Annotated in this window: 9 protein-coding genes and 1 tRNA gene; 3 read left to right on the top strand and 7 right to left on the bottom strand. The window is 66.3% G+C overall.

Features of this window, described 5'->3' with window-relative positions:
• Nucleotides 1–267 precede the first annotated feature (267 nt).
• From ACOOHP_RS07820 to ppsA, 3 genes are read right to left on the bottom strand one after another with little or no spacing between them, the layout of a single operon-like run.
• Entirely contained in the window at nucleotides 268–903 is a 636-nt protein-coding gene (locus tag ACOOHP_RS07820; protein ID WP_420465888.1) for a ribonuclease T2 family protein, read from the bottom strand.
• A gap of 6 nt (nucleotides 904–909) precedes the next feature.
• Nucleotides 910–1,134 (bottom strand): hypothetical protein, encoded by a 225-nt coding sequence (locus ACOOHP_RS07825; RefSeq protein ID WP_420465889.1) that lies wholly within the window; start codon nucleotides 1,132–1,134, stop codon nucleotides 910–912.
• Between the two features lie 30 nt (nucleotides 1,135–1,164).
• Complete coding sequence (gene ppsA / locus ACOOHP_RS07830; protein WP_420465890.1) at nucleotides 1,165–3,543, bottom strand: phosphoenolpyruvate synthase; 2,379 nt, start codon at nucleotides 3,541–3,543, stop codon at nucleotides 1,165–1,167.
• A 143-nt stretch (nucleotides 3,544–3,686) separates the two neighbouring features.
• Between ppsA and ppsR the strand changes: the two genes are divergently transcribed.
• Entirely contained in the window at nucleotides 3,687–4,502 is an 816-nt protein-coding gene (ppsR, locus tag ACOOHP_RS07835; protein ID WP_420465891.1) for a posphoenolpyruvate synthetase regulatory kinase/phosphorylase PpsR, read from the top strand.
• Between the two features lie 13 nt (nucleotides 4,503–4,515).
• Here the strand turns inward: ppsR and ACOOHP_RS07840 are convergent, their stop codons facing one another.
• Nucleotides 4,516–4,887 (bottom strand): VOC family protein, encoded by a 372-nt coding sequence (locus ACOOHP_RS07840; protein ID WP_420465892.1) that lies wholly within the window; start codon nucleotides 4,885–4,887, stop codon nucleotides 4,516–4,518.
• A 148-nt stretch (nucleotides 4,888–5,035) separates the two neighbouring features.
• On the opposite strand from ACOOHP_RS07840, the gene ACOOHP_RS07845 reads away from it, so the two are divergent.
• Nucleotides 5,036–5,123 (top strand) — tRNA-Ser (locus ACOOHP_RS07845).
• Nucleotides 5,124–5,428: 305 nt separating this feature from the next.
• Nucleotides 5,429–6,445 (top strand): class I fructose-bisphosphate aldolase, encoded by a 1,017-nt coding sequence (locus ACOOHP_RS07850; protein WP_420465893.1) that lies wholly within the window; start codon nucleotides 5,429–5,431, stop codon nucleotides 6,443–6,445.
• A gap of 94 nt (nucleotides 6,446–6,539) precedes the next feature.
• On the opposite strand, the gene ACOOHP_RS07855 is transcribed toward ACOOHP_RS07850, so the two are convergent.
• The 3 genes from ACOOHP_RS07855 to recN all read right to left on the bottom strand — a co-directional run bounded on the left by ACOOHP_RS07855 (nucleotide 6,540) and on the right by recN (nucleotide 12,706).
• The gene (locus ACOOHP_RS07855; RefSeq protein WP_420465894.1) at nucleotides 6,540–9,656 is read right to left on the bottom strand and encodes an efflux RND transporter permease subunit; all 3,117 of its coding nucleotides are present in this window, start codon (nucleotides 9,654–9,656) and stop codon (nucleotides 6,540–6,542) included.
• Nucleotides 9,657–9,665: 9 nt separating this feature from the next.
• Complete coding sequence (locus tag ACOOHP_RS07860; protein WP_420465895.1) at nucleotides 9,666–10,760, bottom strand: efflux RND transporter periplasmic adaptor subunit; 1,095 nt, start codon at nucleotides 10,758–10,760, stop codon at nucleotides 9,666–9,668.
• Nucleotides 10,761–11,023: 263 nt separating this feature from the next.
• On the bottom strand, nucleotides 11,024–12,706 hold the full coding sequence (gene recN / locus ACOOHP_RS07865; protein ID WP_420465896.1) for a DNA repair protein RecN: 1,683 nt from the start codon (nucleotides 12,704–12,706) through the stop codon (nucleotides 11,024–11,026).
• Nucleotides 12,707–12,710: the final 4 nt, after the last annotated feature.

A 12,710-nucleotide genomic window follows, 5' to 3' on the forward strand; every position in this document is an offset into this window, starting at 1 on the left:
CCCGTCAGCGACCGAATGGGTCTGGGTTAAGGCTAGGCAGGCAGGACATCCCGAATTGCTGGCGTCCTCGCATTTTGGCGGCGCCAATCTGACGGATGCATCAACTATTCGAATCGGTGTGCCAACCCCGTCACAATTGCGCGCGGCCAGCAATTTCAAGCGGGTTGCGCGCACTCATGCGACCTGCCGGAACCGGAGCGGCAGCCGATGAATTCGATGTGCGCGCGGCGACGCGGATGGATCTGGCTGTCCCGGCGATGAGCCTGCTCAGCCGTCGCTGCGAACGCTTATGTCGCGCCCGCAGCCCTCACGCAGATCGGCACCGCAGGTGCGTGGCTGCAGGCCGTGATCGAGGCAGATGCGGACCTCGCGCAGAAACGCGCCGCGACAGTGGAAGGTGATGGCTGCGGGTGTGACCGCGGGATTGGCGGCGATGAAGGCGCTTTCCAGCGCGATGCGCTCGACCGGTCGTGTCGCCGCCTGCCGCAGCAGTGCGCCCGGGACCACCACGCTGCGACCGGCGCGCTCGAGTCGGGCGAAGTAATCGTCCGGCGTCATGCCGCTGCAACTGCCGTGCTTCTTCCACTGGTAGTACACCAGCCCGCGGTCCGGCACCAGTTCGCCGAGTTGATCGGCAATACGCTCCGGCACCCGCGTTTGAGTGTCGCAGAACTCGGGATAACCGCGCTCGTACTGTGGCCACAAGCCGTGGACGATGAATTCGCGCGGTTGCGCGCACTGGCGGGAGCCCGGCTTGGCTGCGTCGGAGGCGCAGTATTCGGGCGACCATGACAATGCCAGCACCCAGTAGTCGAAGTTTGGAGCTTCAGGCGATGAGGAGGAGGGCTGGCAGCCGGCTACGAAGAGCAGGCTCGCGAACCACCAGCGTGTCCGCAGGCGCATCGGGGTTCAGGCGTCTTGCAGGTCGAGGCGACGCTCGATGCGTTCCAGGCGAGCTTCGACGCGGTCCAGGCAGCTTGACAGACTCGCGTACTGCTCATGCAGGCTGCCGATCTGTTGCTCCAGAAAGCCGACCCGGGTCTTGAGCTCGCGCAGGTCATCCGCGAGCCGATCGACTTTCTCGTCGATGCGGCGCAGATAGACCAGCATCAGGTTGTCGGGTCCTTCGCTCACGAGCTGATTAGGCCGAAACCCCCCAGTGCCTCAAGCCGGCTTGGCGCCTCCGGCCAGGAACAGCCAAGTTTCCACCACGGTATCCGGATTGAGCGACATGCTTTCGATGCCTTCGTCCAGTAGCCATTTGGCCAACTCGGGATGGTCGCTGGGGCCCTGGCCGCAGATGCCGACGTACTTGCCCTGCCTGCGGCAGGCCTGGATCGCCAGGTGCAGCATCGCCTTGACCGCCTCGTCGCGCTCGTCGAACAGATGCGCGATCAGGCCAGAGTCGCGGTCCAGGCCCAGGGTGAGCTGGGTCATGTCGTTGGAGCCGATGGAGAAGCCATCGAAGTGCTCCAGGAACTGATCTGCCAGCACCGCGTTACTGGGCAGCTCGCACATCATGATCAGTTCAAGGCCGTTGTCGCCGCGCTTGAGGCCGTTTTCGGCCAGGATCTCGTTGACGCGCCTGGCCTCGCCAACGGTGCGCACGAACGGGATCATGATCTTGATGTTGGTCAGTCCCATGCGGTTGCGCACGAAGCGCAGGGCTTCGCATTCCATGTCGAAGCAGGGTCGGAACGAGGGCGCGATGTAGCGCGAGGCGCCGCGGAAACCGAGCATCGGGTTTTCCTCGTGCGGCTCGTACTTCTTGCCGCCGACGAGGTTGGCGTATTCGTTGGACTTGAAGTCGGACATGCGCACGATCACCGGTTCTGGTGCGAACGCGGCGGCAATGGTGGCCACGCCCTCGGCCAGGCGCTTGACGAAGTAGTCGCGCGGGCTGTCGTAGGCCGAGATCATGGCGTTGATCTGGCGACGGATATCCGGTGGCTGGCGGTCCAGTTCCAGCAGCGCCTGCGGGTGAATGCCGATCTGCCGGTTGACGATGAACTCCAGCCGCGCCAGACCGACGCCGCGATGGGGCAATGCGGCGAAGTCGAACGCCTGCTCGGGCGTGCCGACGTTCATCATGATCTTGACCGGAATCTCCGGCATCTGGTCCAGCGCAATCTCGTCGACGGCAAAGTCGATATGGCCGTCGTAGATGTGGCCGGTATCGCCCTCGGCGCAGGACACGGTGACGCTCTGGCCGTCCTTGAGAATCTCGGTGGCATTGCCGCAGCCGACGACAGCGGGAATGCCGAGTTCGCGCGCGATGATCGCGGCGTGGCAGGTGCGCCCGCCCCGATTGGTGACGATGGCGCTGGCGCGCTTCATCACCGGTTCCCAATCGGGATCGGTCATGTCGGTGACCAGCACGTCGCCGTTCTGCACCTTGGACATCTGGTCCAGACCCTTCATCAGTCGCACGGTGCCGGCACCGATCTTCTGGCCGATGGCGCGGCCCTCGGCCAGCACCTTGCCCTGGTCCTTGAGCTTGTAGCGACGCAGCACGTTGGCGCTGGCGCGGCTCTGCACGGTCTCCGGGCGCGCCTGCAGGATGTAGAGCTGGCCGTCGACGCCGTCCTTGCCCCACTCGATATCCATCGGGCGCTGGTAGTGGTCCTCGATGATCTGCGCCTGCCTGGCAAGCGCCTCGATGTCGGTGTCGGTCAGGCAGAAACGCCCGCGCTCCTCGGTGGAGACCGGCACGAATTCCACCGTGCGGCCGAGCTTGCGCTCCAGCGAATACACCATCTTCTTGGCCTTTTCGCCCAAGCCGCGCTTGAGGATGGCCGGGCGCTTGGCCTTCAACGCCGGCTTGTAGACGTAGAATTCGTCGGGATTGACCGCGCCCTGCACCACGGCCTCGCCCAGGCCGTAGCTGGCGGTGATGAAGATGGCGTCGCGAAAGCCTGACTCGGTATCCATGGTGAACATCACGCCCGATGCGCCCTTGTCGGAACGCACCATGCGTTGCACGCCGGCCGACAGCGCCACCACCTCGTGGGCAAAACCGTGGTGTACCCGATAGGAGATGGCGCGGTCGTTGAAGAGCGACGCAAACACTTCCTTGATTGCGTGCAGCACGTTGTCGATGCCCGACACGTTGAGAAAGGTCTCCTGTTGGCCGGCGAAGGAGGCATCGGGCAGGTCCTCAGCCGTCGCCGACGAGCGCACCGCCACCGAGATCTCGGTGCCGGACTCGGCCACCAGCTCGTCGTAGGCTGCGCGGATTTCCTTCTCCAGCGACGCCGGGAACGGCGCCTTGGCAACGGCCTCGCGAATGCCCTTGCCGATGGCCGCCAGCGCCTGCACGTCTTCGACGTCCAGCGCATTCAACTGCGCGTTGATGCGATCGGCCAGCCCCTCGTGCTTCAGGAACTCACGGTAGGCATCGGCGGTGGTGGCAAAGCCGTTGGGCACCTTGACGCCGGACGCCGCCAGGTTCGAGATCATTTCGCCCAATGAGGCATTTTTGCCGCCGACCGTTTCGACGTCGTGCATGCGCAGGCGCGAGTACCAAAGAACATGGGCTGTCACAGATAAAACCTCGTTTCTGGCGGCCGGGCGGGCCTCAAAGGGGCGCTAGTTTCGGGTTTCCGGACGGCGGATGCCACCCGGGCACGGCGTACGTCCATACTTTTGCACTGGTGCGCAAATGCGTGAACACCGACACTGTCGTGATGAGCGCAGAGCCCCGACCCGTATTCTTCCTGTCCGATGGCACCGGTATTACCGCCGAAACCCTGGGCAATACCGTGCTCACACAGTTCGACGGCGTCGAATTCAAGAAAACCACCTTGCCCTTCATCAACACGGTGGAAAAGGCGAAGAGCACGGTCGAGTACATCGATTTCATCGCCAAGTCCGGATTGCGGCCGTTGGTGTTCTCCACCACGGTCAGCGAGGAGGTCCGCAGCATTTTGCGTTCCTGTCAGGCGCGTTTTGTGGATTTGTTCGATACCTACATCCACGCCATCGAAGAGGAGCTGGGGCAGAAGTCTTCGCACGCTCAGGGCCGCGCGCACGGTCTGGCCGATCAACGACGCTATGGCGCCCGCATCGATGCGATGAACTTCGCCATGGAGCACGACGACGGTCAGTCCACCCGCGATCTCGCCCGTGCTCAGGTGATCCTGATCGCGCCGTCGCGCTGCGGCAAGACGCCGACCACGCTGTATCTGGCGCTGCAGCACGGAATTTTCGCCAGCAACTTTCCCATCACCGAAGACGACCTTGAAGCGCAGAAGCTTCCCGCCTCGCTTAGAGGATTGGAGCATCTGTGCTTCGGGCTGGTGTCCGACCCCGAGCGCCTGCATCAGATTCGCAGCGAGCGCCGCCCCGGCTCCAAGTACGCGTCGCTTGCGCAATGCTCGTTCGAGCTGCGCGAGACCGAGCGTCTGTATCAGCGTCACAACATCCCGTACGTCAGCTCCGCCAGCCGTTCGATCGAGGAGATCGCGGCGGTGGTGATCCAGGAAAAAGAACTGCAGCGCTGAGGCGGCGGCGGTTTCAGGACACGCCGTGGAACACCGCCAGCTTGTTGCCGTCCAGGTCGCGGAAGTAGGCCAGATAGAAGTTCGGACCGCGCATACCGGGCGCGCCCTCGTTGGTGGCGCCCAGCGACAATGCCTTGGCATGCACGCGATCCACGGTGGCGGTGCTGTCGGCCGCCAGCGAGATCATGGTGCCGTTACCGCAGCTTGCGGTCTGACCGTCAAACGGCAGGCACACCGCGAACATCGGCGCCACCGGGTCCGTGCCCCAGGCGATCATGCGATCGAACTGCATCGCCCGCTGCGCGCCCAGTTCCGTCAGCAGCGCATCGTAGAAGCGGCCGGCACGCTCCAGATCACGGGTTCCAAGGGTGGTGTAGGCGATCATGGCAAGCGTTGCTCCTGGTAGGGGTATCGGTTTGCGTTATCGTCCACGGATTTGATGACGGTGCCAAGTCCCTACGCCGCCAGACGTGGACCCTAAGCGACGGTTTGCAGTAAGCTTTCGGCCCGCAACGCGCTCTGCGCAGAATTGTGGAGAGGTGGCAGAGTGGTCGATTGCGGCGGTCTTGAAAACCGCTGAACCGCAAGGTTCCGGGGGTTCGAATCCCTCCCTCTCCGCCACTTCGAGTTCGGTCGGCCGAAGGCCGAGAAGTTTGTCCAGTGGACCAACTTCAGGACGAGAAGGCCACGGCAGTGGCACGCTTCACTCTGGCACGCCGGTGGCGGGCCTTGGAAAAGGCGAAGTCAGCGTAGAGGGAGATTCCGCCGCCGGAAGCTCTTGCGGACCTTTCCCGATCCAGTCGGGTTCAGCCCGACACGCCCGCTCGCTGGATCGCAGCGACCATGAGACATTCGTTCGCAGCGCGGGCGGCCATCAAATCCGCCGTGTTGCGACCGTCATTCACCCATCGACTTAGAGGTTTGCAGTGAACGAAAAAATGTTGAACGAAACCGCACGGGGCATGGTGGCGCCCGGCCGCGGTCTGCTGGCGGCGGACGAATCCACCGGCACCATCAAGAAGCGCTTCGACAAGATAGGTGTCGACAACACCGAGCCGAACCGTCGCGCCTATCGCGACATGCTGTTCACCACGCCGGGCTTCGAGAAGCACACCTCCGGTGTGATCCTGTTCGAAGAGACCCTGTTCCAGTCGAGTCTGACGGGTCAGCCGTTCCCACGGCTGCTGGCCTCCAAGGGCGTGATCCCCGGCATCAAGGTCGACCAGGGTGCCAAGCCGCTGGCCGGCGGCGGAGCGGACGAGACCGTGACCGAGGGCTTGGACGGCCTGCGCGAGCGCCTGAAGAAGTATGGCGAAGCGGGCGCGCGCTTCGCGAAGTGGCGTGCAGTGATCACGATCGGGGACGGCACCCCGACCGATTACTGCATCGACGTCAACGCCCACGCGCTGGCGCGCTATGCCGCGCTGTGCCAGGAAGCCGGCATCGTGCCGATTGTCGAGCCCGAAGTCCTGATGGACGCCGACAACACGGTCGAGGTCTGCGAAGCGGTCACCGACCGTACGCTCGAAGTGGTTTTCGATGCGCTGTACCGGCAGCGCGTGCTGCTGGAGGGCATGGTGCTCAAGCCCAACATGGTGGTGTCCGGCGCCCAGTGCCCGACCCAGGCCGACGTGGCCGAAGTGGCAGCGCGCACGGTGAAAGTGTTGAAGCGGCGCGTCCCGTCCGCGGTGCCGGGGATCGCGTTTCTGTCCGGCGGGCAGAGCGACGAGCTGGCCACCGCCCACCTGGACGCCATGAACAAGCTCGGCGGACTGCCATGGAATCTGACCTTCTCCTACGGCCGCGCGCTGCAGGCGGCGGCCCTCAAGGCCTGGAGCGGCTCCAACGTGGACGCCGGCAAGGCGGCGCATCTGCATCGGGCCCGCATGAATGGCCTGGCCAGTCTGGGGCAGTGGGATCAAAGCCTGGAAAAGGCGGCCTGAACGTTGCCCCGCGGCTGTAAACGGTTAGCCGTGGTTCCGGCCCGGTTTTGCGTCGCGAAGCCGGGCCGGAACAGGTAGGTAGACATGCGCCGGCTCAGGGCGATGACCGGCCGCGCACGCCCGTCATTTTCAACACGCTGACCAGCAGGACGGGCAGGAAGCTGAGCGTTACCACGGTGGCAAACAGCAGGCCCGCGAGCACGATCATGCCCAGGCCACGGTAAAGCTCGGTGCCCGCGCCGGGAATGAATACCAGCGGTGCCAGACCGCAGGCGGTGGTGATCGTCGCCATCGTGATCGGCCGCAAGCGCGATTTCACCGCATCCAGTACCGCTTCCTCGACGGCCTGGCCGCCCTGGCGGATGTTGTGCAGCGCTTGGTCCACGATCAGGATCGGGTTGTTCACCACGGTGCCGAGCAGGATCAGGAAGCCGAGCATGGTGATCATGTCAAACGGCTGGCGCACGAACAGGTTCAGCAGGCCCAGCCCGATGATGCCGCCGGCGATGCCCAACGGCACCGTGGTCATGATCAGCAGCGGATACCCCCAGTGGGTGAAGATGGCCACCAGCAGCAGGTAGCACAGCACCAGCGCCACCACGAAATTGCCGGACAGGGCGGCGCGGGTGGCTTCGAGCTGATCGCTGGCGCCGGAGATGTCCAGCAGCACGCCGTTGGGGATCTCGCCCTGTGCCTGCAGATAGTCGACCACGTCGCGCTGGACACGCTCCACCGCCGTCTCCAGTGCGATGGATCGCGGCGGAATGATGTTGAGGGTCACTGTGCGACGACCGTTGATGCGGCGGACCTCGTCGGTGTCGACGGTTTCCCGCAGCTCGGCCACCGCCGAGATCGGCACCACCGCGCCGGCCGGCGTGTAGATGGGCAGCTCGGCCAGGTTTTCCAGGGACTGTCGGGAGCCGGCATCGCTGTAGAGATAGATGTCGACCTTGGTGTCGTCCAGGAAATACTCGCCGGCAAAGGCGCCGTCGCTGAGCGCCGAAACGGTATAGCCGAAGCCTTCGGGGTCCAGGCCCAGTTCCGCCACACGCGCCCAGTCCGGGCGGATTTCGATCAGCGGCTGGCCCAGGCTCAGCGACGACGGCTCGGAGCCGATCTGCGGGTTTTCCAGCTCGGTTTCGGCGCGCTCGTATACGACCTGGGCGGCCTGGTAGATCGTCGCCAGATCGGCGCCGGAGATGTCGACGTTGACGCTGCGCGTGCCGCCGTCGTTGCTGGAGATGATGGAGCCGCGCGAAGCGAACGCGCGCATGCCCGGGTAGGCCTCGTAACGGCGCGTCAGCGCGTTCATCAGATCGTCGATGTAGGCCGGGTCCTCGGTCTCCGCGATGACACGCAACCCGCTGCTGTCGGCGCGCAGGTTGATGTAGGCGATCGGCGGCACGTCGGTGTCGCCGCGCAGATAGGCCTCGGGTGCGGCGCCGACGTGAGGCATCAGTTCGGCGGACAGCTCGTCGGCGATCCTGCGAAGCTCCGTCAGGTTGTAGCCGGGCGGTGCGATCATGCTCGCGAAGGTCTTGGGCTCTTCGCCTTCGGGCAGATACTCGGCCGGCGGCGTCAGCCACACGATGATGCCCAGGGTGGCCGCCGCCACCGCGGCCAGATAGGCGTAACGGCGCAACGGCGACGCCAGCAACCATTGCAGGCCGCGCTGCGACAGCTGCGACGCGCGCTGCCCCATCGCATTGCCGGTGTCGGCGCGGCTGGCAAAATTCAGCCGCGCGCTGGCCGCGGGAATCAGGGTGACCGCGACGATCATCGAGGTCAGGATCGACGCCGAGATCGCCACCGCCACGTCCGAATACAGCTGGCCGGCCTCTTCGCGCACGAACAGCACCGGCGCGAACACCAGGATGGTGGTCAGGGTGGAGGCCAGCACCGCTGGCCACACGCGGCGCACGCCGGCCACCGCCGCCGCCAGCCCGGGCAGGCCGCGACGACGCTCGCGTTCGATCGCCTCCAGCACCACGATGCTATTGTCCAGCGTCATGCCGATGGCAAATGCCACGCCTGCCAGCGAGATCACGTTGACCGTGCGGCCTGCGGCCAGCAAACCGATGAAGGCGGCGATGGTGCAGATCGGAATACCGATCACGCCCACCAGCGTGGCCCTGCCGGAGCGCAGGAACAGGAACATCACCGCGGTCGCCAGCAGCGCGCCGAGAAACAGGTTCTGCCACACGGTGGCGACCGAGTCCTCGACGTAGCGCACGTCGTCGCTGATCAACCGCATGATCATGCCGGCAGGCGCCAGCACTTCGCGATTGATGCCCTCCACCACCGGCAGCATGGCGCGCTTGATGGCGATGACGTTGGAGCCGTCGACACGCCGGATCGCCATGTTGATGGTGTCCTCGGTGTCCAGTTGCGACAGCTCGCGCAGCTCGAAATGATCCAGTCGCACGGTGGCGACGTCGCGCAGCCGGATCAGGGCGTCGCCGCTGCGTGCCAGCACCAGGTCCTCGATGTCCTGGACATCGGCAAAGCGACCGACCGTGCGCAGCAGGTAGCGCCGCTTGCCGGAATCGATGTCGCCGGCCGAGGTGTCGCGATTGCGGCTGCGCAGGGCGTCCCGCACGTCGTGCAGGCCCAGGCCCCGCTGCGCCAGGGCAGCCGCGTCGACCTCGATCTGGATCTGGCGCTCGGCGCCGCCGCCCACACGGACCTGCGACACCCCCGGCACGCGTTCCATGCGCACGCGCACGTTGTCGTCGACGAAGTCGCGCATGAGGTTGATGTCCAGACCCAGCGGATTGCCCGGCAGCGGCAGCACGCTGAAGTACATGAACGCGTTCTGCGAAAACGAGGTGGCACTGACCCGCGGCTCGTCCACGTTCTCCGGGTAGGTCGGTACCTGGCTGAGCGCGTTGTTGACCTCCAGCAGCGCCTGGGTGATGTCGGTGCCGAACGGAAATTCCAGCTCGATATCGGCGTTGCCGGTGGATGCGTAAGAGGTCAGACGCTGCAGGTTGGGAATGCTGCGCAGGTAGTCTTCCTGCTCGATCAGGATCTCCTTCTCCACGTCCTGCGGCGTGGCGCCGGGCCAGCGGGTCTGGACCGAGATGGTGCGCACGTCCAGATCCGGGATCATCTGGATCGGCACGCGCAGGACCGCCAGCAGACCCAGCACGCAGACCACCAGGGTCGCGACCGTCAGCAGGGTGCCGCGCTTGAGCAGACTCTCCAGCATGTCGTGCGACTAATCGGACCGCGGGTTGCGTACGCGCACCGGCTGTTCGCCGCGTAGCGATTCGTTGCCGCGCACCACCACGACCTGATCGGCGTCGAGTCCGCCGACCACGGTCGCCTCGCGGCCGCTGCCGTCGCCGAGTTCCACCGGAATCTCCTTGGCCACCGGTGCCGACGCCTCGCCCTCGACCACCCACACGGTGGTGGTGCCGTCGGGATAACGCTTGACCGCGTCGCGCGGGATCACGAGAGCGGCGGTGCTGCGCGGCAGCTCGAAGCTCAGGCGCGCCGACATGCCCGGGGCGGCGCCGGTGGAGGGATCGACGCCGACGCGAACCAGGAAGGTGCGGCTGGCGGGGTCCGATGCCGGGACGCGTGCCACCACGCGGCCGTCGATGTCCTGGTCGGGGTTGGCATCCAGGCGTATCCGTACCGGCGTGCCGCGGTCCAGCGTGGCCAGATAACGTTGCGGCGCTTGCACGTCGATGCGCAGCGCATCGGTCGCCACCAGTTGCAGCACCGGCGTGCCGGTTTCGACCCACTCTCCCGGGTCGGTCAGCCGCTCGCGGATGACGCCGTCGAAGGGCGCAGGCAGGGTATGACGCGCCACGCGTTCGGCCTGTTCGCGGTATTCCGCGTCCAGCCGCGCGACCGCGGCCTGCGCCAGCTTCACTTCGGCTTCGCGGGTGCGGTACTGCGACTGCGGGATGTCGCCGCGAGCGGACAGCACCTTGGCCTCGTCGCGCAGGCGGGCGACTTCGGCCATGCTCGCGCGCCCCTCGTCCAGTGCCGCGTCGGTGCGCTCCAGCGCCAGTTCCGCCAGCGCCGGGTCCAGCACCAGCAGCGGTGCGCCGCGTTTCACCCGATCACCGGCGTCCACCGCGACGGTTTGTACCAATCCGCTGATGCGCGGCGACAAGGCGGCGTCGCGCTCTGCGGTCACCGTGCCGGTCAGCTGCAGGGTCTGCGCGATCCGGCTCTCCCGCGGCTGCACCACCTCAACGCTGACTTGCGCCCGTGCAGCCGTGCAAGCCAGCACCAGCCCCGCGCCAAGCATTGCCCCACGGCGGCGTCGTTGCGCGCCAGACTTCCAGATCAGGTCCATGGTTCAAGCGTTGTCGGTATTCGGGCGATCGCGCAAGCCGCGCACTGGGAGGCGCAATCATCGAGCGATCGGCGCCAGAGAATGACGGTTTCGATTGGGTGCCGGCAGCGAACCCGCTTTCGGCCACTGGCAGGCCAAGTGTCACACGATGTCACGCCTGATGCGCCGCCATGGACCCGGGCCGGCGGGGCGAAGTTCAGCGCAGGGTCGGTGTCGTGCCGATGTCGAAGCGCCGCGGCGATGCCCGTCGCCGCGCTGCGCGATCAATTTTCCGCCGCGGTCCTGAGCAGTTCGCGCGCCACCGTTTCGGTGGCACCGCTGGAACTGTGGCCGCCGATCATGCGGGCCAGTTCGGCGACCCGGGATTTGCCCGTGAGTGTTTCCACGCTGGTGTAGGTCTGCTGCTCGCGCACGGTCTTGCGCACGGCCAGGTGCTGCAGGCCGCAGGCCGCAACCTGACCCAGATGGGTGACACACAGCACCTGGCGCTGCGCGCCCAGCAGGCGCAGCTGGCGCCCCACCGCCTCGGCCACGCCGCCGCCGATGCCGGCGTCAACCTCGTCGAAGATCATCGTGGGGGCGCCGTCGACTTCCTGCGCGACCGCCTGCAGCGCCAGCGATACCCGCGACAGCTCGCCGCCCGAGGCCACTTTGGCCAGCGGTCGCGGAGCCTGCCCCGGGTTGGCGCTGAAATCGAAGCTCACCTCGTCGTCGCCGTGCCGACTGGGGCGAGCGCCGGCAATGGTGTCGACCCTGACCTCGAAGCGCGCGTTGGGCATACCCAGTTCGCGCACGCGGGCGGTCACGGCGGCCGCGTGATCCTTGGCGTGGCGTCGGCGCGCTTTGCCGAGCGCGGCGGCAGCGGCCTGGTATTGCGCGAGCACTGCAGCCTGTTGCTGCAGCAGGCGATCGACCTGACCGCCAGCGGCCTCGGCGTCCTGCAGTTCCTGGCGCAGAGCGAGCAGGCACGCCGGCAGTTCATCGGCGCGCACGCGGTGCTTGCGCGCCAGTTCGTGGATATCCGACAGCCGCGCGTCCAATTCCTGCAGGCGTAGGGGATCCAGGTCCAGGCGCCCGAGCAGGCGACGCAAGGCATCGGCGGCTTCGCGCACCTGTGCCTGCGCGGATTCCACCAGGGCCTCGGCCTCGGCGAAGCCCTCATGCAGCGGCACCAGCGCACGCAGTCGTTGCAAGGCCGCGGCGAGCTGATCGTGGATGGCACCATCGGCGCCATAGAGCGCGTCCTGCGCCAGCGCACCGTCCTGCAGCAGGCGTCCGGCATTGGCCAGACGGCGGTGTTCGGCCTCGATGTCGTCGAACTCGTCCTTGCGCAAACGCAAGCTGTCCAGCTCCTGCACCTGGTGGCGCAGCAGATCCAGCTCGGCCGGATCGCGCGCCGCCGCTTGGCGCATGTGCTCGATGCGCTGCTGCAGCTGCACCCACTCCAGGGCCGCGGCGGCGACCGGCTGCAGCAGCCCGGCATGCTGACCGTAGCCGTCCAGCAAGGATCGCTGCACGTCGCCCAGGCGCAAGCTGTGACTCTCGTTCTGACCGAACACGTCGACCAGGCGCTCGCCCAGTTCGCGCAGCTTGCCCGCCGCCACCGCGGTGCCGTTGACGAATGCGCGGGTTCGACCTTCGACCTGCAGCACCCGGCGGATCAGGCATTGCTGGGGTTCGGACTCGTCCAGGAGCGCCTGTTCCCGCAGCCAGTCTGCCGCCGCGGAATCGGGCGCGACGGCGAACAGTGCGGTGATGTCGGCGCTGGACGCGCCGCTACGGATCAGGGCGGGGTCGGCGCGGGTGCCTAGCACCAGACCCAGCGCGTCGATAAGAATGGACTTGCCGGCCCCGGTTTCGCCGCTGAGCACGGTCAGGCCGGGCAGCAGATCCAGGCTCAGCGATTCGATGGTCGCAAGGTTTCTGATTTGCAGCTGTTCGAGCATAGGC

It is taken from the genome of Panacagrimonas sp. (assembly GCF_965216805.1).
Taxonomy (GTDB): Bacteria; Pseudomonadota; Gammaproteobacteria; order Nevskiales; family Nevskiaceae; genus Panacagrimonas.